We start from the raw sequence: 22,648 nt of genomic DNA on the forward strand, positions 1-22,648 counted from the left end.
CCTGTCAGCGGCCGGCGAGGGCATCGACGATCTTCAAGCGCTGCGCGCGTAACGCCGGCAGCACACCCACTACGATGCCGATGCCGGCCATCAGGCCGAACGCCACCAGCCAGGTCTGCAACGGCACGGTCTGGGTCGGCATCAGCCCGCCGCTGCGCGCGGATACCGCCGGGATGACCAATTCCGCCAAGCCCATGCCGATCAACCCGCCCAGGCTGATCAACAACACCGATTCGATCATCACCAGGCTCAGCACCGTGCGGTCCTGAAAGCCCAGCGTCTTGAGCGTGGCCAACTCCGGAATGCGCTCGCGCACCGCCTGCGCCATGGTGTTGCCGGTGAGCAGCAACAGGGTGAAAAACACTGCGGCCATGATCGAGGTGACGATCAGCCCGATATCGGCGAACTGCTTGACGAAGGCCTGCTGAAACGCCGATTCGGTTTGCGACTTGGTTTCGTGATCGGAGTTGGCCGACAGCGCATCGATGGCCTGCGCCACGCGCGAAGCCTGGTCGGGGTTGCTCAGGGTCACCGTCAACCAGCTCACCTGATTCTTGATGTAGTCGTTGGATTCGTCGAAGTATTTCCAGTTCATCATCAACTGGCGTTCCTGATTGGCCGCCACGGTGCGATCCTTCATCCGATAGATGCCGACCAGTTGCAACGGCCAATCGTTACTGCCGCCACGCGGAAAGATGGTGGCTTGCAGCGGGATGGTGTCGCCGATCTTCCAGCCGAATTGCTTGGCCAGGGTTTCGCCGACCACCGCACCGGTGCGCGTGGTCTGAAAGGCCTTGAGTTGGTCTTTGGGAAGCGCGTATTCGCTGTAGACGTCGAAAAAGTTCGGCGCCACTGAAAAGTTGGGAAAGAAATTCTTCGGGTCGCGATAGATGCCGCCGAACCACATGGCCGAGGTCACATCGCGCACGCCCGGCACGCTGCGCACCTGCGCTTCCAGGCGGATCGGCAGCGATTGGGTGATCGACAGGCGCGAGGCCACCACCAGGCGATTCACCCCGCTGACGCTGCCGCCGGAGGTAAACGCCACACGCACCGAATCCAGCATGCCGAACAATAAAAACGCAGCCACCACCGACAACAGCGTCAGCAAGGTCCGTGTCTTGCTGCGAAACAATTGCGCCCACACCAGCGAGAAATACTTCATGGCAGCGCTCCTTTAGAGCGCGAGTGGCGCGTCGGCCAGCTCGCCCTTGTCCAGATGGATGGTGTGCGTGGCGTACTCGGCGGCCTTGGGGTCGTGGGTGACCATCACGATGGTCTTGCCGTGTTCGCGATTGAGTTCCTGCAGCAGGCGCAGGATTTCTTCGGCGTTGTGGCGGTCAAGATCGCCGGTGGGTTCGTCGCAGATCAGAAACGTGGGGTCGGACACGATGGCGCGCGCAATCGCCACGCGCTGCTGCTGGCCGCCGGACAATTCGCTGGGCTTGTGGCTGCGTCGCTCCTGCAGGCCCACCAGGGTCAAGGCGATCTCCGCATTGCGCTTGCGCTGCGCGGCGTTGAGCGAGGTCAGCAGCAGCGGTAATTCCACATTCTTTTGCGCAGTGAGCATCGGCATCAGGTTGTAGAACTGAAACACGAAGCCGACGTGGTGACTGCGCCAGGTGGCGAGCTGCCCACCGCTCATGCGGTCGATGCGCTCGCCCTCGATTTCGATCTCGCCACCGCTGGGGCTGTCCAGCCCGCCGATCAGATTGAGCAAGGTGGTCTTGCCCGAGCCGGACGGGCCCATCAACGCGACGAAATCGCCTGCGGCAATTTCCAGATCGATGCCGTGCAGCACCTGCACCTGCTCCGGGCCGCGTTGATAGGTCTTGGTGATGTTGCGCAAGCTGACGAGAGCGGTCATGGCGACTCCTGATGATGCAATGGGATAAGGAAGCGATGCGGCACAGCGACTGCGACTGCAAGAGCGGCGATGCGAGGCACGATGACGGTGAAGCGATCCATCAGCGGAGTGGTGCTGTGCGGTGTGCGCGGCGAGCTAGACGGATCGCCGTGTGCCGCACTCGCGCGACTCCCCGTGTTTGATGCCATTCGAGACCCCCTCAAACAGCACATAACACCTGCTACAAGCGGATGGGCTGGATCGCCTCCCGCTCTAACGACGATGTTTCATTGCAACAAGCCCATCTCGATGCAGCGTGATGATGGCAACACCGATGCCGCGCACTACAAGCGATACCGCGGAACGGCGTTGTGCGTGCCGGGCCAGCCGTTACTGCACAGCGTCGGCATCCGCTTCGGCCACGGTGTCGCCATCCTTCAAGGTCGCTGGCGGATTCACCACTACGCTGTCGCCGGCACTCAACCCCGAGACCACCTGGCGATCCTCGCCCATCGTCATGCCGGTGGTGACGGCGCGCTCGCTGACCGCATTGCGCTCGCCGACCACGAAGGCCACGGTGCGCGTGTCGCGTTCGACCAACGCCGCTGCCGGCACGCGCACGCCTTGCGGCTTGGCCGCTTCCTGCGGCTTGGCCTGCTCCAGAAAACTCACCCGCACGCCCATTTCCGGCACGATGCGCGGGTCCTTGACCTTGAGCGCCACCCGCACCTTCACCGTCGCCTTGCCGCGGTCGGCGGTGGGGATGATGGCGATCACTTCGCCGGGAATCTTCCATTCCGGGTAGGCGTTAAGTACCGCTTCCACCGGCATCTGCGGCTGCACACGTCCGATGTAGGACTCACCGACTTCCACTTCGATTTCCAGCGATTCCATATCGACGATGGTGCCGATGCCGGTACGGGTGAAGCCACCACCGGCAGACAGTGGCGAGACGATTTCGCCCGGCTGCGCCGCCTTGGCGGTGACCACACCGGCAAACGGTGCGCGCACCACGTTGAAGTCCGAGCGGATGCCGGCAATGGCCAGTTGATCGGAGGCCACCTGCACGTTGCGCTGTGCGTTCTGCAACTGCGCACGCAATGCATCGCGTTGCGCGGTGGCTTGTTCGTACTGCGAGCGCGATACCAGTTGTGCGCCCACCAGCGATTGCAGGCGCGTGGCATCGGTGTTTGCCACGGCCAGTTGCGCCTGTATGTTGTCGACCTGGCTGCGCGCGGCCGACACCTGCGATGCAGACAGTGTGCGCTGCGCATCGGCATCCAACGGGTCCAGCGTGGCCATCACCTGGCCCTGTTCGACGCGCATGCCTTCTTCGATCATCACTTCGCGCACCTTGCCGGTGACCTGCGCCGACACCGTGGCCATGCGCCGCGCCACCACATAGCCCGAGGCGTCCAGCACCGAGGCGCTGCTACTGCCGGCGCTGATCGCCACCACCGGCGCGGTCTGCACCTTGATCACCGGTGTGCGGGTGAACCACCACGCGGCCGCAGCCAGCACGATGACAATGACAATGGCGGCGATGATCCAGCCGGTGCGGCGCACGGGCGGCGGCGTGGCAGGACGCTGGCGGTCGATGCGGAGTTGCTTGAGCAGATCGGCGGATGTGTTCATCGATAACCAGGACAGAAGGCTGCGCAGAATGTGACTGCCTGCAGGGCGCGCCGCAAGCTGCCGGAAGTCACCAACTGCAGCGAGGCGACCAACGGTAGGCCGGGCCGGCGCAACTGCAAGGTGCTGCGCAGCATGCGACCAAGGCCGCCGTATCGACCAGTGACAGGTGTCACCTGCACGCCATGACTGGCGCGACTGTGCGCAGCGGCTGCAAGCGACCACGCTTGCGCCACCGCCTGATTGCCGAAATCCCCATGCGCTGTCTCCGCCAGTCCGACGTCGACGTCCCTGCTGCTGCATCATCACATCGCACGCCATCCACCAGCGGCGGTGACCCGCATGCATGAGGCCGCTCGTCCGCCGCGACCTGCCACGTGGCGCGCCCAGTCGAACCCGGCAGTGGCAGAATCCGCTCACCCCTACGGATCCATCCCGATGCACCTGAGTCTCCCGGCCTGGCTTCGTCCGGCCGCCAATTCGCAAGTGGCCGCGCGCCTGGCGCAGGGCCAATCGCCATGGATGGATGCCGTGCATCTGCTGTGGTCGGCCTGGGTGTTTGTGGTGCCGGTGTTTTCTTCGCGCGGGTACGACAGCACGTGGTGGCTGTGCACGCTGTTGTCGTATCCGGTCTTCCTGTTGTTGTACGCACGCATGTTGCTGGCACCGCGCGGCACCCTGTACCGCTATGCCTGGGCGATGGGCGTGCTCAGTGCCGCGCTGCTGCCGATATACGCCTCGGGTATCAGCTACTTCGTATTTGCCTGCCTGAGTCTGCGCCCGTCCACGCGGTACGCGTTGTGGCGGCACTTCGCCATGCTGTTGCTGATGAACGCGCTGTACCTGGGCTGGGCGCGTTGGCTCGGGCTGGGCTGGCAGTCGCTGGTGTGGTTGCCGGTGTCGGTGCTGGGCATGGCGGCGGTCGGCGCGGTGTACAGCATCAACGAACGCAAGGACGCGCTGCTGCGGTTATCGCAAGACGAAGTCCGCCGCCTGGCGGCCACCGCCGAACGCGAACGCATCGGCCGCGATCTGCACGACTTGCTGGGCCATACCTTGTCGCTGGTGGCGCTCAAATCCGATCTGGCCGCACGCTTGATCGAGCGCGACCCGCAGGCCGCACGGAGCGAGATCGATGCGGTGGCGCAGATCTCGCGCGACGCACTGGCGCAGGTGCGGCGCGCGGTCACCGGCATCCGCGCCGCCGGGCTGGTGGCCGAGCTGGCATCGGCCAAGGTGTTGCTGGACATGGACGGCATTGCGCTGGAGCACACACTGGAGGCGCTGCCGCTGCCGCCCGAACACGAAACCGCGTTGGCGCTGGTGGTGCGCGAGGCGGCCACCAACGTGCAACGTCACGCGCAGGCACGGCGGGTGCGGGTGAGCCTGCGTGCACACGGGCAACAGGCGCTGCTGGAAATCACCGACGACGGCCGCGGCGGGGTGATCGTGCCGGGCAACGGCCTAGACGGCATGCGCGCACGCGTGCAGAGCCTGGGCGGTACGTTGGAGGTGGAGGCGTTGCCACGCGGCATGCGCTTGCGCGCCAGCATGCCGGTGCCGCAGCCCGTGCTGGAGCCGGCGAGTCCGCCATTGCCGGTGCCGCTGATGCCGCAATCGCGCTGAGCGCGCCCCCTGTTGGCACAGCGCTGCCGTGGCACGCGGTGTGTCAGCACTGCTATGGTGCCCAGCCGTTGCACAGATGCGAGCGCGAGCGATGATCCGGGTGTTGTTGGCGGAAGACCAGGCACTGCTGCGCGGCGCCTTGGTGGCCCTGCTGGGACTGGAAGACGACATCGAGGTGGTCGGCAGCGCCGGCGATGGCGAAGCCGCCTGGCGCGAGCTGCAGCGGCTGCAGCCGGATGTGCTGGTCACCGATATCGAGATGCCCGGATTGAGCGGCCTGGAACTGGCGCAACGCATCCAGCGCCAGGCGCTGCCGGTGCGGGTGATGATCGTCACCACGTTTGCGCGCCCGGGCTTTTTGCGGCGCGCGCTGGATGCCGGCGTGGCAGGGTATCTGCTCAAGGATGCGCCGGCCGAACAATTGGTCAACGCGCTGCGTCAGGTGCATCGCGGCGGCCGGGTGATCGACCCGCAACTGGCGATGGATGCCTGGGTGGAAGCCGATCCGCTGAGCGAGCGCGAACGCACTGTGCTGCGGCTGGCCGGCGAAGGCCGCTCGGCCAGCGAGATCGCGCAACGGTTGCAGCTCTCGCACGGCACCGTGCGCAATTACCTGTCCGAATGCATCGGCAAGTTGGGCGTGGCCAATCGCATCGAAGCGTATCGACTGGCGCGGCAGAAAGGCTGGTTGTAAGAGCAGCTAACAAAACTACTGTGCAGCCGCCAGGCGGGCGCGGCCGGTGCTCGGAATCGGCATGTACCACCCGTACACTCCGGTTCCTCCGCGCCTTTTGTTAGCCGCTCTAAGTGCCTGCAGGCGGTGCGGTGTGTGATCGTTACTGACGCGTTTCAGCTTGCGCCCATCGAACGCTGCTGATCGCAAAGCGGGCGCGGCCAGGGCGTTCAATCGTCAGAGCTCATGCGAACGGTTGGTGGTTTTACTGCAGCCATGCATGGCGTGCGCACGCGTGCGGCATCTTGTAAGCAAGCGCACTGCGACGTTGCACGTCGTGCGTGCGTGCTTTGCAATCGCTTCGATACGCAACGGCGTGCATCGGCCATGCACTGCGAAGAGGTCAACAGCTATTCCAAATGCATGCGAAGGCATGCCGTCGCCGCGCAGGTACACTGCCGGGCGATCGTCATCATCGCGAGTAACTGCATGAAATCTGTGTGGCTGTTGGGCTTGCTGCTGATCTGCGCATTCAACGCATCGGCCGAGCAATTCAAGATTCTGGTGGCGGCCATTCCCAACCAGTATCACCACGATTACATCCCGGTGGCCAAGCCGCAGTTCGAAGCGATGGCACGCAAGCAGTATGTCGAGCTGGTGTGGGCGTGGAATGCCAAGGCCTTCGATGGCGATCTCTCGCAATACGCCGCCATCGTGCTGCTCAACACCCCGGCCACGGATCTGGATCCGGCCCAGCGCGCCAACTTCCAAAAATACGTGCGCAATGGCGGCGGCGTGGTCGCGGTGCACAAGGCGTTTGCGATCAAGCGCGGCGAGTGGGAGTGGTACGACCATCTGATCGGCCGCTCGTTCCGCACCCACCCGTACATGCAAACCGCGATGGTCGATGTGGTGGACGCCAACTTCCCCGCCACCGCCGGCCTGCCCAAGCGCTGGGTGTGGAGCGATGAGTGGTACGAATACGATCCGCCCTACAGCGACGATCTGGTCACGCTACTCACGGTGGATGAAACCAGCTACGACCCCACGCTGATCTGGCCGGGCCAGGTCGCCAAGGGCATGGGCAAACAGCACCCGGTGGCGTGGTATCACCACTTCGAAGGCGGCCGCGTCTTCGCTACCGCCTTGGGCCATCTGTCCGAGGCCTACAACGACCCGCGCTATCTGGAGCATCTGTACGGCGGCATCTATTGGGCCGCGACCGGCAAGGGCATCCAAGCCTCAGAGCCAGCGGCCAAAACAAAACGCCAGCGTTAAGCACTCACTCCTCTTCCTGCGGGAGAGGAGTGAGGGTATGGGGGCAAAGTCACTGCAAATGGCGGGGAATCAGAGGCTTCGTCCGTACCTTCATACGCCCCTGCGTGGGCAGCCTCTCCCGGCGGGAGAGGGGTTGGGGTGAGGGTACGTCCGCGCAGTCAAATCACTCCGTGCAAGACGTCTGCCAACACCCAACCAAACCCATCAACGCGCAGAGCGCTCCCCGCGCGCCATGCTGGAAAACACGCCATCGCGGCGTACCCATGCATGGAACAGCGCTGCGCTCAGATGACCAACGACGGTGGCGAACAACAGATACGCCAACCAGCCATGCGCACTGCGTAGCCACGCGTACAGCGCTGGGTCGTGCGGGACGATCGCCGGCAAGTTCGCGCCGGGCCACAGCACGATCGGGTACCCGCCGGCCGACAGCATCGCCCAGCCGATCAGCGGCATGCCCAGCATCAACGCATACAACAGCCAATGCGAGGCGATCGCGGCGGCCTTCTGCCAAGCAGGCAGATCCGCAGGCAAGGCCGGCGGCCGATGGCGCAGGCGGTTGATCAAGCGCAGCACCGCCAGGATCAGGATCGCAATGCCTAGCGGGCGATGCAGGTCGATCAACCACGGCCGCTGCGTCACCGAGGCCACCATGCCCACGCCGACAAACAACATGGTCAGGATCATCGCGGCCATCAGCCAGTGCAGCACGCGCGCGGGCAAATTGAAGTGGGTGTGGCGGCTCATTGATGGGCTCCCTGGCCGGTAGCGTCGCTGCCCTTGCCGTTGGCGATCTCATGCTCGCGTCGGTTGAACGACTGCGAATACACCGACGAACGTGCGGCCAGAATCGGGTCGTTGGAGCCAGCAAGGCCCTTGGGCAGAATCAACGGGTCGTAATTCAGGTCGCGGCAGGGGCCGGTGGCTTGCGGTTGCGCATGCTCCAGCGACAGCGTGCCGGCCACGATCTGTTTACGACTGGCCGGCCAGGGCTGCGAGGGGTCATCCACCGGATCGCCCGGCTCGGCCACGGTCAGCACCAGATCCCAGCGCAGTGAGCCCTGCGCCAGGCGCGCGTCCAAGTCGGTGGCCAAAAAATCGCCATCGGCCTGTTTGCGCTGTTCGGCGCTCAATTCCTTGAACGGCGTATGCGGGCGCATCGACCAACGGATATAGCGCTCGCGACCATCGCTGGCGATCGCGCGGAACGCGTTGACGCCGTTGTATTGGGTATTGGCCCAGCTGTCCGACCACGGCGCGGTCTTAGCCCACTGCTGAAACTTGGCGGCCTCCGGATACTGCTTGCCGAAGGCAGCCAGTTTCTCCGGGTCCGGTTTGCCGGTGGCCGGGTCCGGCTTGGAGGCCACATTCAAGGCCTGGAAGCCGGCAGGCGTGGCCACCACGAAGAACGGAAAGCTGTTCATCGCGGTGCGCCATTCCTGCCCGTCGTCGCTGCGCAACAACAGCGCCATGCTGCGCACGCGCGCCGCACCATCGGCACCGTGCGGGTCGCCACCGCCGATCGACATGCGCCCCAACACCGGCGTGCTGGCCTGGCTGAAGATGCGCGCCGACGACACCCAGGTCGCCTTGCCGCTGGACTGGAACTGCCCGCTCACGCACACGCCCTTGCTATGCGCGCGGCGAAAGCCCGGATGCGGCGGCCCGCTGGATTCGATGGTGTCGGTCATGCGCGCAGCGGTGAGCCGGTCGCCACCGATCCAGCCGGCGGTCCAGGCAAACGCGATGGCGATGCCACCGGCAATCGCGGCAATGCCCAGCAACGGCAGCACGGGGCTGCGCGTGCGCTGGGGCGAGGGAGGTGGCAACGTCATGGCTGGCTCCGATGTGATGCGATGGACGGCGTGTCGACGGTCGTATGGCCAAGCCTCATCGCTGCGGCCGAGCACGTCTGCACAACATCATCCGCAATGGGCTGCCTCCGGCGCGTGATATCTCGTTACCGCACCGGGGAGGCACCCGACCTCTAATCGCCCATGCGCAGCGGCGATGCCGGCACTGCATGGCGGTGTCGCTGCCAGCCAGCCGAGCAACGGTTCTGCACCGCGCTTGATGCTGGAGCCGTCCATGGCCGGCGCCGCGCAGTCGGGCGTGCAGCAACCGCAGGTGGCGCGCTACATCACTTCCGACTTCCGACTTCCGACTTCCGACTTCCGACTTCCGGTACGCCGCGCCTGGCGGCAAGCGCCAGGCTCTATCGACGGCTCCTAGCCGCCGTAACGCCCCTGCAGCATCGCAAACGCCGAGCGCAGCGCCAGGGCTTCGCCACCGGCGGGGCGACCGGGGCGGTCGCTGTCGTTCCAGGCGTAGACGTCCAGGTGCGCCCACTGCTGCCCCGGCGCCACGAAGCGCTCCAGATACAGCGCGGCGGTGACCGCACCGGCCATGCGCGAGCCGGCGTTGGCCATGTCGGCCACGTGGCTGTTGAGATAGCGCAGGTAGGGGCGCCACAGCGGCATGCGCCAGACCGGGTCGCGGGTCTGCTCGCCGGCGCTGATCCAGGCTTGTGCCAGCGCATCGTTGTTGGCGAACAAGGCCGGCAGATCCGGGCCCAGCGCGATGCGCGCGGCACCGGTGAGCGTGGCGAAATCCAGGATCAGGTCCGGGCGTTGTTCGGTGGCGTAACTGAGCGCGTCGCACAGCACCAGGCGGCCTTCGGCGTCGGTGTTGTCCACTTCCACCGTGACCCCGGCGCGCGTGGTGATGACCTCGCCCGGGCGGAACGCATCCGGGCCAACCGCGTTTTCCACCGCAGCGATCAGCAGCGTCAGCCGTACCGGCAACTGCTGCGCCATGACCAGCCCGGCCAGCGCCAGCGCATGTGCCGCGCCGCCCATGTCCTTTTTCATGTTGCGCATGCCATCGGCAGGCTTGAGATCCAGCCCACCGGTGTCGAAGCACACGCCTTTGCCGACCAGCACCAGATGCGGATGCGCGGCATCGCCCCATTGCAGCTGGATCAGCCGTGGCGCGCGATGCGAGGCGCGGCCGACCGCATGGATGGTGGGGAAGTTCTGCGCCAGCAACGCATCGCCCACGATCGCCTCTACCTGCGCGCCATGCGCCTGCGCCACTGCGCGCGTGGCATCTTCCAGCTGCTGCGGGCCCATGTCTTCGGTCGGCGTATTGACCCAGTCGCGCACCTGCAGGCACGCCGCGATCAGTGCGTGCGTGGCTGCCGAAGGCGTGGCCGCCAACTCGGCCGGCGCACGCGGCACCTTGCGATACCGCGTAAAGCGATAGGCGCCCAGCCCCCACCCCAGGTGCAGCAGTGCCAGTTCGGCATCGCTCAGGCTGTTGGCCAGCGTCCAGCGGCTGGCCGGCGGCAGCGCCATCGGTGCGTGCGCGTAGGCATACGCGTCGGCGCGGTCGCCGATACCCACGATCGCGCCGGCCAGCCCTTGCTCGCCGGGCAACAACAACACGCTACCCGGTGCGGCATCGAAACGCTGCGCCTGTGCCCAGGACAACACTCGCGTGGGCTGCTCGGCGCACCAGCGCGCAAAGCCCTCGCGGTCGAGCACATACAGCGGCAACGCGGCGGCGGCGGGATCGGTGAAACCGGTGAGGTGCGACATGGACATCCTTCAATGGCGGTGTGCGCCGTCGGGTTGAACTCAGGCGGGAATGCAGATGCCGTCGCGCGCGGCGCCCGGGTGCGGTTGCTGCGCGTCCAGCCAGTCGGCCAGCCCGGTCATGCTGTCGAACTCCAGGTCCGGCTGCTGGGTTGGATGCGACCACTCCGCGCCGTCGCGATTGATCCAGCATGCACGCAGGCCGGCATCCAGCGCGCCCAGCACGTCCATGCGCACGTGGTCGCCTACATGCAGCACCTGTGCGGGCGGCACGTCCAGACGCGCGCATGCAGCCAGAAAGATGCTGGCCTCCGGCTTGGCGCTGCCGTGTTCGCGCGAGCCCAGCTGAAACGCGAAGTGGTGCATCAGCCCGATGCGTTGCAGATCGGCATTGCCGTTGCTGAGCGCGGCCACAGGCACATGCGCGGCGATGCGTGCCAGTGCGTCCAGCGCATCCGGATAGCATTCCACCTGGTTGCGCGCGGCATAGAACACTTCGTAGGCCGGTTCCACCAGCGCCAGATCGCCGCCGCTCTCGCGCAAGGCCATTTCCAGCGTCAACCGGCGCAGCGCACTGAGGTCGTGATGCAGCTGCGGGTTGTCGGCAAAGCTGCGCTCACGCAGCTCGCGCATCGCCTCCACCGGGAACCGCTCGGCGGTGACTGGGCTGTGCTCGCGCATCCAGTCGTACAGCACTTGATCGATGCGCGCACCGATCGTTGCGAAGGGCCACAACGTGTCGTCGAGGTCGAGAGTGATGGCGCTGATGTGGAAGCTCATCGCAAGATTTTACGGTCTTGCGTCGGGATTGGGGAATCGGGAGTGGGGAATGGCAAGGGCAGGAGCTGCGCTCTACCCATTCCCGACTCCCGATTCTCGATTCCCGGCTACTCAAGCAGCCGTGCCCAGCGCTGCATCCCTTCCACCCGGCTCAGCACCATCTTGATGCAGACCAGCAGCGGCACCGCGAGCAGCAGGCCCACCATGCCCCACAGCCAGCCGAACAGCATCAGCGCCAGGATCAGCATCAGCGGCGAGATCGCCATGCGCCGGCCCAGCACGATCGGGGTGACCACCTGGCCTTCGATGGTATGCAGCGCCAGATACAGGATCGCCGGCAGCATCGCCGACAAGGGGGTGCGGAATTCCACAAAGCCCATCAACAGCATCAGCATGACGCCGATCAGCGGGCCGACGTAAGGCGCGAAATTCAGCAGCGCCACGACCGTGCCCCAGAGCAGGGCCTCCGGCAGCGGAATCTGCAGTACGTACAAAATGCCTGCAAAAACCAGCCCGACCAGCGTATTGATCACGCTGATGGTGAGCACATACCGCGAAACCTCACGCTCGATGTCCAGCATGATTTCGGTGGTGAAGCGCTGTTGCTGTCGATTGGGCAACAACGCAATCGCGTGCCGTTGCAGGCTTTCGCCATAGACCATGAAAAAGAACGTCAGCAGCACCACGGCCAGCACCGAGGCGGCCAGCTTGGGTGTGCGCACCAGCGCCTTGTACGGGTCGTCCATCTGCGTGCGCACGATCTGCACACCGCGCTGGCCTTCGCCACCAGCGGCGCGTGCAAAGTTTTCCGCCGCCTGGTTGGCCTGCATCACCGGCTTGGTGAAATCGCGCACATCGCGTGCAATCTGGCGCATCTGACGCGGTGCCTGTTGCACCCATTCGGCGGCAGGGCCGGCTAATTGCGCCGCCAACGTGACGGTGCCGGCCAGGCCCAGGCAGAGCACCAGCAAGGCACCGAGAAAGCGTGGGATATACAGCTTGCGCAGTCCGCGCAGGATGGGGTTGCCGATCAGTGCGAAGAATGCCGCCAGCATCACCGGCAGGATGATCGTCTGCGCCGCCCATAAGGTGTAACCGACGGCAAGTGTTGCCAGCACCACCAACGAAGCCGGTGCGCGCGGACGCGGTGCCGGAGGCGGCGGAAGCGGATCTGCCGGAATGGCAGCATCCAAAGACTCAACGGAGATAGACATGCGCGCCCTGGCAGCAGACTGGCGTGCTGCCAGCGATGGGTCATTATCGGCACAACGCGTCAACGGCGCGCACAGGACCTGTGCGTGCGGTGTCAGTCCCGTTGCAGGCGACTGACGGTCTCGACCATGCGCGGTGACGGCGCCTTAGCGCCGCAGACAACCTCAAGACAACCTAAAAAATCAGGCGGCGCGCTCGGGGGGCACCTGTACCACGGTGACGGTCGGTTCGGCCGCCACTTCTTCGGCATTGTCGGCGGCACGTTCGGCCTGTTCGGAGGCTTCCTGGGCACGGTGGGCCGTGAACAAGGCAGAGATCGTGCTGACCATCTGCAGAATCTTGGGAATGCCGCCCAGCTTGCCGGCGATGCTGCCTAGCGCGGCCTGCGGCTCGTTGCGGCCGGTCACAAAGCCCAGCCCGAAGCCGATCATCATGATGCGTGCCGGCGACCAGCCCGCACGCCAGGTCTGGCGCAGTTCACCCCAGTGCGTGCGCGTCTCCTGCGCGCGCCCTTCCACTAAAACTTCGGCGCGTTCCACGCGCTGACACAAGGTGCCGAACTTCATGACTTGCCTCCACTGGCAGTCGCTGCAGCGGTGTCGTCATCGCTGGAATCGTCGAAGATACCTAGCTTGACCAACTGACGCCGCGTTGCATTCATGCCGGTGTGATCGAAGTAGAAGAACACCCGCCATGCCGCGATACCGGTGACCAGAAGACTGGCCAATGCAGTAAAAAACATCGCCTGAAACCACGACAACCCGGCGCGCTGCAGCAAGGCGATGATGGCGCCTGCCAGCAACAACCATGACGACGCGCCGAACACAACGGCCACGCATGCCCACGCCAAGCCACGCCCGAATGCACTGCGTGCCAGTTTTAGGTCGGCCGAGACCAGCCGGCGCAGGGCGCGACTGGTCTCGTGGGCCGAGCCCAGCGTTGCGCGGCCGGCAGCGCCGACCGCGCGTACGCTTTCGTCCAGTCCCGGCGTCTCCGGACGCGCGTCTGGCGCGCCGGAACCGGCAGCTGTAGAAGCCTGATCGACCACGACTTAGTTATCGTTGCTACGCGCAAGCTTGGCGATGACCCAGCCAGCTGCAAACGCAACGCCGAATGCGGCCAGCGGACGCTCGCGGATCAGGTCGGTGGCGCTGTCGAGCAGGTCGTTGCCCTTGGCAACCAGCACGTCCATCTGCTCCTTGGCAGCGGCGCCGCCAAACTCCGCAGCCGCCATGCCGGACAGCGCGGTGTCGGACAACTCGGCCTTGACGTTGGCACGGCCGAGCTTGAGCTCGTCGCCCGCAGCGCTGGTGGCGCCCTTGACGGCTTCACCGGCGGCGCTGGCGGCCGACTTCAGGTGGGTGCCGGCGTCGCTCAGGTTTTCCTTCAGCTGATCGGTATTGGTGGGGCTCATGCGATATCTCCTTCGGTCATTGATGGCAGCCGCCACTCACGTGCGGTCGTGCAGTAGCAATAGCATCGGGGGGGTGTAGGAGGCGTTAGTGGGAGCCGCGTGCAGTGCACAGTGCGTCAACGCATGAGCGCGTCGTACTGCGCGTTGCCACGCAGGATGCGCACCACCAGTTGCTGCGGTTTGCGCTGGAAATTGGCACGCCAGCTGGCCAGATCCGCAAACTCGCCCACACTGCTGGCCACGATCACATCGCCGGAAACCAGGCCGTTGGCCGCGGCGCGCCCGCCACGTTTGACCTCGCTGACCATGACCCCGGTAATGCCGGACTGACGCAGCGACTCGGGCAGGTCCACAAAGGTGGCGCCGCTCAACCGTGGGTCCAGCATGTCGCCGGTGACTGCGCGGTCCTGCTCCTTCAAGGTGGCCTTGAGCTTGAGCGGCTTGCCGTCGCGACGGATGTCCAACGTCACCGCACTGCCAACCGCCTGCAGACCCTCGTAGTTGTGCAGCGCCTCGGCGCTGTCCACGCGTTGATCGTTGGCAGCCACGACCACGTCGCCCGGCTGCACGCCGGCTGCGGCCGCCGCAGCGCCTGGCAACACGCGTGTCACCAGAGCACCGCGCAGCGAATCCACGCCCAGGCCCTGCAGCATCTGCTGGGTGAGATTCTGGGTTTCCAGTCCGAGCGTGCCGCGCACCACCACGCCCTTGGTCACCAGTTGCTCGACCACGTTGCGCGCGAGGTTGGAGGGAATCGCCAGACCCAGGCCGATATTGCCGGCCATGCTGCCCTGCGGATTGAAGCTGGCGGTGTTGATGCCGACCAGCTGGCCTTGCAGGTTGACCAGCGCACCGCCGGAATTACCGGGATTGATCGAGGCATCGGTCTGGATGAAGTTCTGATAGCCGAGCCCGCGAATACCGCTACGTCCCACCGCCGACACGATGCCCGAGGTGACGGTCTGGGTGAAGCCGAACGGGTTGCCGATCGCCACCACAAAGTCGCCCACGCGCAGCTGATTGCTGTCGGCCAGTTTGATGTCGGTGAGGTTGTCGGCCTTGATGCGGATCAGCGCGATGTCGGTGTCGGCATCGGAGCCGATGAAGTCGGCCTTGACCGTGCGCCCGTCGCCGAGCGTCACCTGCACGTCGTCGGCATTTTCGATGACGTGATGGTTGGTCAGCACATACCCTTTTTGCGCATCGATGATCACGCCGGAGCCCAGCGATTCGTTGATGCGGTCCTGCGGAACCTGCGGGAACAACCGGCGCAGGATCGGGTCGTTGAAGAAGGGGTTGCGCACGCGCACCACCTGCTTGGTGTTGACGCTGACCACCGCCGGCATCGCCTGTTGCAGCATCGGTGCCAGCGAAGGCACCGGTTGCCCGGCAACGGCGGCCGGTAGCGCAGCAGCGGCCGGCAGGGTGAAGTTGGTAGCGCCGGCCGGCGCGGCGTCGGCGCGGTTGTCCAGCCACGCGTTGATACCGGTGGCGGCAAAACCGCCGAAGGCGGCGGCCAGGGAAAGCGTCAGCAAGGTGGGAAGCGGTCGCATGGAACGGATTCCGGGTTACGCGGTGGAAAGGGAATAAGGTGTCTGGCTACGTAAATCAAGCTGAACGAGAGTGCCAGCCAGCAATTTAACTGCCGGTGAAAGCGCCGCGCATGCCTTGCCGCCACTGCGTTGACAGCCCGTCGAGCCGGGCGTAGCGTCCGCTTGTTCCGATGCCTGTTCAGCATACGCATGCCATCGCGCATCGCCCGAATTTATCGAACTGATGCCCTTAAGGAGGGTCTATGAGCAACGGCAATGGTGTAACCGCAACCCTGTCCGACGCCGTCGACAGCGTCAAGAGCACCGCAACTGAGCTGACCGACACCATCGCCAGCACCACCAGCGAGGCGGTGACCAACATGCAGGAAGCGGCTGGGGTGGCAGTGGCGGAGGTCAAGACGCGCGTCGCCAAGGCCCGCAAGGCGGTGGTCAAGGCCGAAAAGAACGTGGTCAGCAAGGCTAGCGAGGCGGCGAGTGCGGTCAAGCGCAGCGTGGCCAAGACCAAGCGCTCGCTCACCGCGACCAAGGACGCTGCGAAAGACAAGCTGACGGCGACCAAGGATGCGGCCAAGCAGAAGCTGCTCTCCACCAAAGATGCGGCCAAGCAAAAGCTGACATCGACCAAAGATGCCGCCAAGCAGAAGTTGAGCAGCACCAGCGCCGCGGCCAAGAAAAAGATCTCCGATACCAAGGCCAACACCAAGCAGAAGCTGGAAACCGCCAAGGCCAACGCCAAGGCCGAGGCGGCGGCGCTGAGCGCCAAGACCGCCGCAAAGAGCGCGGCACGCAAGACCGCCGTGGCAACGGTGAGCGCGCGCACGGCCGCGAAGAAGGCCGCGGCCAAATCGGCGTCGCTGAAGAAGTCGGTCGCCAAAGGCATCGCCAAGAAAGCACCGGTCGCCAAGCAGGCCGCAACCAAGCAAGCCGCAGTGAAAAAGGCCCCGTTGAAGAAGGCAGTGACCAAGACCGCATTGAAGAAGGCGGCCAAGGTCACCAAGACCCCGGCAACGCGCGCAGTGGCCAAGACCACCGCCGCCCGCAAGGCCGTCGGCAAGAAGGCGGTCAAGCGCGTCACGCGCTGACGGCTGAGGGCGTCATTGAGTGGCGCCGCTCGTGCTGGAAGCGCGGATGTGCGCTACACGTTGAGATGTGCGTAGACGTTGAAACGTATCGAGAGAGGCCGGCGCTGTCGTACAGCGTCGGCCTTTTTCATGCGTTTGCGTTGCTCCAGCTGCGTGTTGCTCTAACTGCGTGTTGCTCTAACTGCGTGTTGCATCCAACTGCACGAGGCTGCGCACGTACCCTCATCCACCCCTTCGGGGCACCTTCTCCCGGTGGGAGAAGGGAAGTGCGCTTGAGCCCCTCTCCTGCGGGAGAGGGGTTGGGGTGAGGGTACGCAGCGAAGCGCTCCAGGTGTTTCGACTGCAGCTTGCGTTGCTCCAGCTGCGTGTTGCTTCCAACTGCACAAGGCTGCGCACGTACCCTCATCCGCCCCTTCGGGGCACCTTCTCCCGGTGGGAGAAGGGAACTGCGCTTGAGCCCCTCTCCTGCGGGAGAGGGGTTGGGGTGAGGGTAGGCAGCGAAGCGCTCCAGATGCTTCGACTGCAGCTCGTGTTGTTCCGGCTGCGTGTTGCTCCAGCTGCACGATGCTGCGCACGCACCCTCATCCGCCCCTGCGGGGCACCTTCTCCCGGTGGGAGAAGGGACGTGCGCTTGAGCCCCTCTCCTGCGGGAGAGGGGTTGGGGTGAGGGTAGGCAGCGAAGCGCTCCAGGTGTTTCGACTGCAGCTTGCGTTGCTCCAGCTGCGTGTTGCTTCCAACTGCACAAGGCTGTGCACGTACCCTCATCCGCCCCTGCGGGGCACCTTCTCCCGGTGGGAGAAGGGAAGTGCGTAGGCTTCGTCTCGCACCTACTCGATCCCGTCAACCAACTGCTCGGCGCCCTTGCGAATGCCTGCCTTCGCCGCGTCATACGCGCCCAGGCTGGCCTTGATGTTCATTGCGCTGGGATATTGCTTCTCGACATAAGCGGCGAGCAGACGATCGCTTTTCGCATCGAAAATCTCCACCGCATAGCTGACCGAGCCGGAGAACGCGCCCTCCTTGCCGCGTGCGGCCTGCACCGCGTTGTACGAACCGCCGCCCAGATCCACCTTCATGATGGTACCCAGTACGCGCTTGCTGGGCTTGGCGCCGGTCAGGGTGATGCGGACGCGCAAGGTGTCGCGATCAGCCGATGTCGTCGGGCGCCAGCGCCGCGCGATGGCGTTGCCAAATTCCTGCTGCATGACGTCGGCCAACATGCGCTTGTCCTGCTCTGGCACGTTGTCGAACTGCGCATCCGGTCCGCGGTAAACGGCGACGGGCTCGACGATCGCTGTGCGGTAGTGCGTCCAATCCACGTCGCTGTGATACGCATACGGCATGCGGTCGCCGCGGCTGCCGTCATGCGGGCGTAGATAACTGGACGAAGGCAATTGGCTATATGGCATGGGGCGGGTGCTGGCGCAGCCGACCAGGGTGATGCCGACAACGGCAAGCGTGCAGCAACGGGCGAAGGAACGAACGGACATGAAAACGGCCTATAAGGGATTTAAACGATGGGGCAACAGCACGTGCGCGCATGCTCAATGCAGCAGACAACGCAGCAGCGCCAGTGCAAATGCCGCACTCGCGGAAGTGAACAACACGCTGCGTGTGGCTCGACGTTGCAGACGGCGTATCTGGCGCGCGCTGCGGATATCCGGCAACGCGCACCAGATGTCGCGGTTGCGCGTGCCGGTGCGGCCGCAGCGAAATTCCGTCGCCGGGACCAACGTAGTGGTAGACGCGATCACGCTGTCGTTGGCCGCGGTTTGCATGGCCAATTGCGACAGCACGGTTGGAGCGCGTGGGGTGGAGCGGGTCGAGCGAATCATCACCATGCATCCTGGATGCGTGCGGTGAGTGCACTCTAAGTAGGCAGGTTTAGAAAGTTATTGGAAGCGAGCAGAACGCCGCTAACATCGCGCCTGGTCTATTGGCGCGATCACCAAAACCAGTGCGCGCCCACCAGATGGGCGCGGTGATCTACAACCGGCGATAGCGTTGTGTGCTGCGTCCGGCAGTGCTGTTTTGCTGGCTCGATCCCGATCATCTCGCGCACGGAATCGGCAAAGACCAAGCATGCATCCCGCTTTCGATACGCCGTCCACACTCGCGTGGCAGCCGCCTGCCAGGTTGTTTCAGTTGTTCTTGGCAGTCGGCGCGCCATCGCCGGCAAACACCGTGCGGACACACAGGCCGCGTCCTTCGTTGCCTTCGCAGGTTTCGATCGTCGCGCCATGCAGGCGCGCAATGCCCGCCACCAACGACAGCCCGATCCCGCTGCCCTGCACCTCGCTGCCCGGCACACGATAAAAGCGATCGAAAATGGATGCATGTGCGGACTCCGGCACACCCGGGCCGTCGTCGCTCACCTGCACGAACGGGTGCAGCACATCGGCACGCAGGCAGTAGCCGCAACTGATTTCCACCGTGCCACGGCTGCGCCCGTAGCGGATGGCGTTGTCGACCAGATTGCGGATCAGGATGCCCACCGCATCCACATCGCAGCGCACCAGACACGGCGATGCCTCCACATGCAGATTGATCTGGCGCGCGTCGGCCTGCACGCTGAATTCGTCCAGTACATGCGAAATCAGTTCGCCCATCTCCACTTGGTGATAGGCAGCCGAACTAATGCCGGCATCCAGTCGCGCCAGATCCAGTAACTGCTCGGCCAGGCGGTTGCTGCGGCGCGCGGTCTCCAGCAGCTGACGCAGCGCGGCGTCCTTGGCCTCCAGCGTGGGCGCTCGCAGGGCAACTTCTGCATAGGCGTGCAGCGCCGACAGTGGCGTGCGCAACTCGTGTGCGGCATCGGCTACGAAGTCGCGCTCGGCCTGCACCGCTTTTTCGACACGTGCCAACAGGGTGTTGAAGGAAGCGATCAGTGGGCGGATTTCATCGGGTACCTGATCCAGCGGCACCGGTTCGGTTTCAAGCCCGGTGCGCTGTGCGATGGCGCACGAAATGCTGCGTAACGGTCGCAGCGAGGTACGCACCGCCCACCACACCAACAGGCCAAGAATGCCCAGCTGCAGGGTGTTGAGCACCATCGCAATCAGGGTCTGCTTGAAGCTTATGCGCGAGGAGGCATTGCCGAGCGGGGTATCGATGTCCGCGCCGTTGGATGCCGTTGCGGGTGTGTCGAAGTGGTGCTGCAGCGCATCGGGCAAGGTGCTGACCAAGCGGTCGCCGAGCAGATTGAGTTCCTGCTCGACCACGCTGTGATGGCCCTGGGTGACCAGCGCAATCAGAATCCATAGCGACGTCGACCAGCTCAGCAGAACGATGGCGGTCAGCGCCGCCAGCATGCGCGCCTGCAAGGATTTCATTCGGGCGCCTTGCCGACCATATAGCCCTGGCCGTAGACGGTGGAAATCAGCTGGTCGCCCAGTTTGCGCCGCAACTGATGCACATACACCGCAATCATGTTGCTGCCGCCTTCCGACGGGCCGCCATACACGCCTTCTTCCAGCTGGTCCTTGGTGACCACGCGTCCGGCACGTTCCATCAATGCCAGCAGCAAGCGATATTCATGCGCGCTCAACGCCACCCAGGTACCGGCGCGGGTGACCTTGCGGCTGCTCGGATCCACGCAGACATCGCCCTGGTTGAGCACCGGCACCACGCGGCCCTGGCTGCGGCGGGTGATCGCGCGCAGCCGCGCCATCAGCTCGTCGAACTGGAAGGGCTTGACCAGGTAATCATCGGCGCCGGCATCCAGCCCGCGGATGCGGTCGGTGAGCTGGCCGCGCGCGGTCAAGGCAATCACCGGGGTGGCGTCGTAGTGGCTGCGCATGAAGCGGATCACCGTCAGCCCGGATTCGCCGGGCAGGCCGATATCCAGCAGCACCGCGGTGTAGCGGTGATCCACCAGCGCGGTCTTGGCCGCGTTGGCACTGCCGACATGGTCGATGGTCCAGCTCTGCTGGCGTACGCCGTCGCAGATGGCATTGGCCAACATGGTGTCGTCTTCGACAAGGAGCAGGTGCATATAGGGTCCGCCGGGTATCGGGCAATCCGAGATCCGCAGCACTGTCGAAGATGCGCGTTAGGGAAATATTAGTGCATGCCCCGTCCGGCGCGGTTGCGTACCCGATGGGCGGCCGGCACGCCCGGGGGCGCTTGGGCCGGCGGTTAGCTCAGCGCTGCAGGATCGCGCGCAGCGCCGGCTCCAGTTGCGGGTACTGGAAGCGGAATCCGGCGTCGAGCGCGCGCTGCGGCAGCACGCGCTGGCTGATCAGCAGCAGGTCGGCCATTTCGCCGAAGCCCAGCCGCAGCAGCCCGGCCGGCAGCGCCAGCAGCGCCGGGCGGTGCAGCACCTTGGCCAGGGTGCGCGCGAACTCGGCATTGCTGGCCGGGTTGGGCGCGGTGGCGTTGTAGGCGCCGGGCTGGCCGTGCTGCAGCAGCCAGACCAGCAGCGCCACCATGTCGGCACGGTGGATCCAGCTCATCCAGTGCCGGCCGTTGCCGAACGGCCCGCCGCCGCCCAGCTGAAACGCCGGCAGCATGCGTGCCAGCGCGCCGCCATCGCGGTCCAGCACGATGCCGGTACGCACCCAGCTCACGCGTGGGCCAAGCGTGCCGATGCGGGCGGCTTCCGCTTCCCAGTCGCGGCACAGCAGCGCCGAAAAGTCGTCGCCCGCGGCATCTGCTTCGGTCAACACCGTGTCGCCGCGCTCGCCGTAATAGCCCACCGCCGAACCGGAGATCAGCACTGACGGCCGCTGCTCGGGTGCCTGCTGCGCCATCCAGTCGTGCAGTTGGCGGGTGATGCCCAGCCGCGAATCGCGAAAGCGTTGCTTGCGCGTATCGGTCCAGCGGCCGGCGGCCAGCGGTTCGCCGGCCAGGTTGATGACGGCCTCGGCCTGCACCCCGTCCAGCGCGTCGACAGCGGTCACGCCGGGTAGGGTGCGGCTGGCGCGACGGGTGTCGCGCGTCAGCACGCTGACCTGATGGCCGGCGTGCAGCAGCGCGGAGCACAAAGCCTGGCCGATGAAGCCGGTGCCGCCGGTGATGAGCAAGCGCATGGGAGGTTCCTGGGCCGAGTCGATGCGGCACCATAGGCCAGGGCAGACCGAAGCGAAGTGAAGCTGGCACGCGGAGCGCTGGGAATCTTGCCGATGCTGTGGCCGATATCTTGGTGCAGCTGGATCGGGACGGTGGCGTCGATGCGGGCGCATGCAGTCGCGGCTGGGTGTCGAGCACGGTGATGCAGCAGCGCGATGCAGCGGGATCGACGTACCGCTACCGCCAAACGCAAACGCGCCGGACAGGCCGGCGCGTTGCAGGGTGCAAGGGCGGTGCGCTTACCTCGACGACGATACCGCGTGGGCACGTTCGAAGTGCGCCGACACCACACGACGGGTCTCTTCCAGGTGCTGCTTGACCGGTGCGCTCTCTGCGGCGGGCAGCAGTTCGGAATCGATGATCTTGATGGTGTCGCCATGGTCGATGACCATGGTGCGCATGAAGGCGTTGCGATACGCATCCTTGCCGTCCGGCAGGGTCAGCGTCTTGGACAATGCCTCTACGGCGGCTTTGCCCTTGGCGTGCAGCGCGTCCGCACGCGGGCTGTCCTTGGCGCCCAGCGCTTTGGTCTTCTCGAGGTTGGCTTCGTGGTCGTGCAACATCTGCTGGGCGAACTCGCCGGTGGCGCCGCCCAGGTCTTGCTCGATGGCCTGCTTGGCCAGCGCAATCTCGTTCTCATCGATCGCAGCCAGCACGCCCAGCGCGCCGCCATCGCCCTTGGCCAGTTCGGTGGCCCCGCTCCCGCTCACCGGCGCGGCGGTGGGTTCCGGCGACACTGCCGGTGCAGTGCGCGAGGTATCGCCACCGGGGCGATCGCAGGCGGTAAGGGTCAGCATGGCCAGCAACGATGCAGCAACAAAAGTGGATTTCATGAATGTCTCGGGCTGAGTCGGCAGTGCCGACGGTGAAATGTAAAGGAGCCGCT

Annotated in this window: 23 protein-coding genes; 5 read left to right on the forward strand and 18 right to left on the reverse strand. The window is 65.2% G+C overall.

What is annotated here, in order from left to right:
• Positions 1 to 4 precede the first annotated feature (4 nt).
• From ASF90_RS06095 to ASF90_RS06105, 3 genes are all read right to left on the reverse strand, one after another.
• On the reverse strand, positions 5 to 1,165 hold the full coding sequence (locus tag ASF90_RS06095) for an ABC transporter permease (RefSeq protein WP_055847250.1): 1,161 nt from the start codon (positions 1,163 to 1,165) through the stop codon (positions 5 to 7).
• 12 nt (positions 1,166 to 1,177) lie between these two features.
• Positions 1,178 to 1,867 (reverse strand): ABC transporter ATP-binding protein, encoded by a 690-nt coding sequence (locus tag ASF90_RS06100; protein ID WP_055847251.1) that lies wholly within the window; start codon positions 1,865 to 1,867, stop codon positions 1,178 to 1,180.
• A gap of 369 nt (positions 1,868 to 2,236) precedes the next feature.
• Complete coding sequence (locus tag ASF90_RS06105; RefSeq protein WP_055847258.1) at positions 2,237 to 3,481, reverse strand: efflux RND transporter periplasmic adaptor subunit; 1,245 nt, start codon at positions 3,479 to 3,481, stop codon at positions 2,237 to 2,239.
• A gap of 435 nt (positions 3,482 to 3,916) precedes the next feature.
• On the opposite strand from ASF90_RS06105, the gene ASF90_RS06110 reads away from it, so the two are divergent.
• The 3 genes from ASF90_RS06110 to ASF90_RS06120 all read left to right on the forward strand — a co-directional run bounded on the left by ASF90_RS06110 (position 3,917) and on the right by ASF90_RS06120 (position 7,055).
• On the forward strand, positions 3,917 to 5,104 hold the full coding sequence (locus tag ASF90_RS06110; RefSeq protein ID WP_055847260.1) for a sensor histidine kinase: 1,188 nt from the start codon (positions 3,917 to 3,919) through the stop codon (positions 5,102 to 5,104).
• A gap of 91 nt (positions 5,105 to 5,195) precedes the next feature.
• Positions 5,196 to 5,798 carry a response regulator transcription factor gene (locus ASF90_RS06115; protein ID WP_055847263.1) on the forward strand — a complete coding sequence of 201 codons (603 nt, stop codon included), beginning with the start codon at positions 5,196 to 5,198 and terminating at the stop codon, positions 5,796 to 5,798.
• 468 nt (positions 5,799 to 6,266) lie between these two features.
• Positions 6,267 to 7,055 (forward strand): ThuA domain-containing protein, encoded by a 789-nt coding sequence (locus tag ASF90_RS06120; RefSeq protein WP_055847266.1) that lies wholly within the window; start codon positions 6,267 to 6,269, stop codon positions 7,053 to 7,055.
• 204 nt (positions 7,056 to 7,259) lie between these two features.
• Here the strand turns inward: ASF90_RS06120 and ASF90_RS06125 are convergent, their stop codons facing one another.
• The gene (locus ASF90_RS06125) at positions 7,260 to 7,802 is read right to left on the reverse strand and encodes a cytochrome b (RefSeq protein WP_055847269.1); all 543 of its coding nucleotides are present in this window, start codon (positions 7,800 to 7,802) and stop codon (positions 7,260 to 7,262) included.
• Entirely contained in the window at positions 7,799 to 8,890 is a 1,092-nt protein-coding gene (locus ASF90_RS06130) for a catalase family peroxidase (protein ID WP_055847272.1), read from the reverse strand. The genes ASF90_RS06125 and ASF90_RS06130 overlap by 4 nt, the downstream gene beginning before the upstream one ends.
• 175 nt (positions 8,891 to 9,065) lie before the next feature.
• Here ASF90_RS06130 and ASF90_RS06135 point away from each other — a divergent pair, with 175 nt between their 5' ends.
• The gene (locus tag ASF90_RS06135) at positions 9,066 to 9,287 is read left to right on the forward strand and encodes a hypothetical protein (protein WP_055847275.1); all 222 of its coding nucleotides are present in this window, start codon (positions 9,066 to 9,068) and stop codon (positions 9,285 to 9,287) included.
• On the opposite strand, the gene ASF90_RS06140 is transcribed toward ASF90_RS06135, so the two are convergent.
• From ASF90_RS06140 to ASF90_RS06170, 7 genes are all read right to left on the reverse strand, one after another.
• The gene (locus ASF90_RS06140; RefSeq protein ID WP_055850200.1) at positions 9,284 to 10,654 is read right to left on the reverse strand and encodes a leucyl aminopeptidase family protein; all 1,371 of its coding nucleotides are present in this window, start codon (positions 10,652 to 10,654) and stop codon (positions 9,284 to 9,286) included. The two genes, ASF90_RS06135 and ASF90_RS06140, sit on opposite strands and share 4 nt — an antisense overlap.
• 39 nt (positions 10,655 to 10,693) lie before the next feature.
• Positions 10,694 to 11,431, reverse strand: a complete 738-nt coding sequence (locus ASF90_RS06145) for an HAD family hydrolase (RefSeq protein ID WP_055847278.1) — start codon at positions 11,429 to 11,431, stop codon at positions 10,694 to 10,696.
• Between the two features lie 107 nt (positions 11,432 to 11,538).
• Entirely contained in the window at positions 11,539 to 12,645 is a 1,107-nt protein-coding gene (locus ASF90_RS06150; RefSeq protein WP_055847280.1) for an AI-2E family transporter, read from the reverse strand.
• Positions 12,646 to 12,825: 180 nt separating this feature from the next.
• Positions 12,826 to 13,209 carry a hypothetical protein gene (locus tag ASF90_RS06155; protein WP_055847283.1) on the reverse strand — a complete coding sequence of 128 codons (384 nt, stop codon included), beginning with the start codon at positions 13,207 to 13,209 and terminating at the stop codon, positions 12,826 to 12,828.
• Positions 13,206 to 13,691, reverse strand: a complete 486-nt coding sequence (locus ASF90_RS06160; RefSeq protein WP_055847286.1) for a hypothetical protein — start codon at positions 13,689 to 13,691, stop codon at positions 13,206 to 13,208. The genes ASF90_RS06155 and ASF90_RS06160 overlap by 4 nt, the downstream gene beginning before the upstream one ends.
• Before the next feature lie 3 nt (positions 13,692 to 13,694).
• Positions 13,695 to 14,057 (reverse strand): hypothetical protein, encoded by a 363-nt coding sequence (locus ASF90_RS06165; RefSeq protein WP_055847289.1) that lies wholly within the window; start codon positions 14,055 to 14,057, stop codon positions 13,695 to 13,697.
• A gap of 116 nt (positions 14,058 to 14,173) precedes the next feature.
• Positions 14,174 to 15,610: a Do family serine endopeptidase gene (locus ASF90_RS06170; protein WP_055847292.1), complete on the reverse strand. Its 1,437-nt coding sequence runs from the start codon at positions 15,608 to 15,610 to the stop codon at positions 14,174 to 14,176.
• Between the two features lie 242 nt (positions 15,611 to 15,852).
• Here ASF90_RS06170 and ASF90_RS06175 point away from each other — a divergent pair, with 242 nt between their 5' ends.
• The gene (locus tag ASF90_RS06175) at positions 15,853 to 16,692 is read left to right on the forward strand and encodes a hypothetical protein (RefSeq protein ID WP_055847295.1); all 840 of its coding nucleotides are present in this window, start codon (positions 15,853 to 15,855) and stop codon (positions 16,690 to 16,692) included.
• An 827-nt stretch (positions 16,693 to 17,519) separates the two neighbouring features.
• On the opposite strand, the gene ASF90_RS06180 is transcribed toward ASF90_RS06175, so the two are convergent.
• From ASF90_RS06180 to ASF90_RS06205, 6 genes are all read right to left on the reverse strand, one after another.
• A complete protein-coding gene (locus ASF90_RS06180) occupies positions 17,520 to 18,182 on the reverse strand; it encodes a DUF3313 domain-containing protein (protein WP_055847299.1) in 663 nt (220 codons plus the stop codon).
• 54 nt (positions 18,183 to 18,236) lie between these two features.
• On the reverse strand, positions 18,237 to 18,470 hold the full coding sequence (locus ASF90_RS23815; RefSeq protein WP_236699251.1) for a hypothetical protein: 234 nt from the start codon (positions 18,468 to 18,470) through the stop codon (positions 18,237 to 18,239).
• Between the two features lie 363 nt (positions 18,471 to 18,833).
• Positions 18,834 to 20,024, reverse strand: coding sequence for an ATP-binding protein (locus tag ASF90_RS06190; RefSeq protein WP_055847301.1), 1,191 nt, complete (start codon positions 20,022 to 20,024; stop codon positions 18,834 to 18,836).
• A complete protein-coding gene (locus ASF90_RS06195; protein WP_055847304.1) occupies positions 20,021 to 20,686 on the reverse strand; it encodes a response regulator transcription factor in 666 nt (221 codons plus the stop codon). Before ASF90_RS06195 ends, ASF90_RS06190 begins: the two co-directional genes overlap by 4 nt.
• Before the next feature lie 148 nt (positions 20,687 to 20,834).
• Positions 20,835 to 21,722: a TIGR01777 family oxidoreductase gene (locus ASF90_RS06200; protein WP_055847307.1), complete on the reverse strand. Its 888-nt coding sequence runs from the start codon at positions 21,720 to 21,722 to the stop codon at positions 20,835 to 20,837.
• Between the two features lie 279 nt (positions 21,723 to 22,001).
• Positions 22,002 to 22,595 carry a DUF4142 domain-containing protein gene (locus ASF90_RS06205; RefSeq protein WP_055847310.1) on the reverse strand — a complete coding sequence of 198 codons (594 nt, stop codon included), beginning with the start codon at positions 22,593 to 22,595 and terminating at the stop codon, positions 22,002 to 22,004.
• Positions 22,596 to 22,648 lie beyond the last annotated feature (53 nt).

The sequence above is a fragment of the Xanthomonas sp. Leaf148 genome, assembly GCF_001423585.1.
GTDB lineage: Bacteria > Pseudomonadota > Gammaproteobacteria > Xanthomonadales > Xanthomonadaceae > Xanthomonas.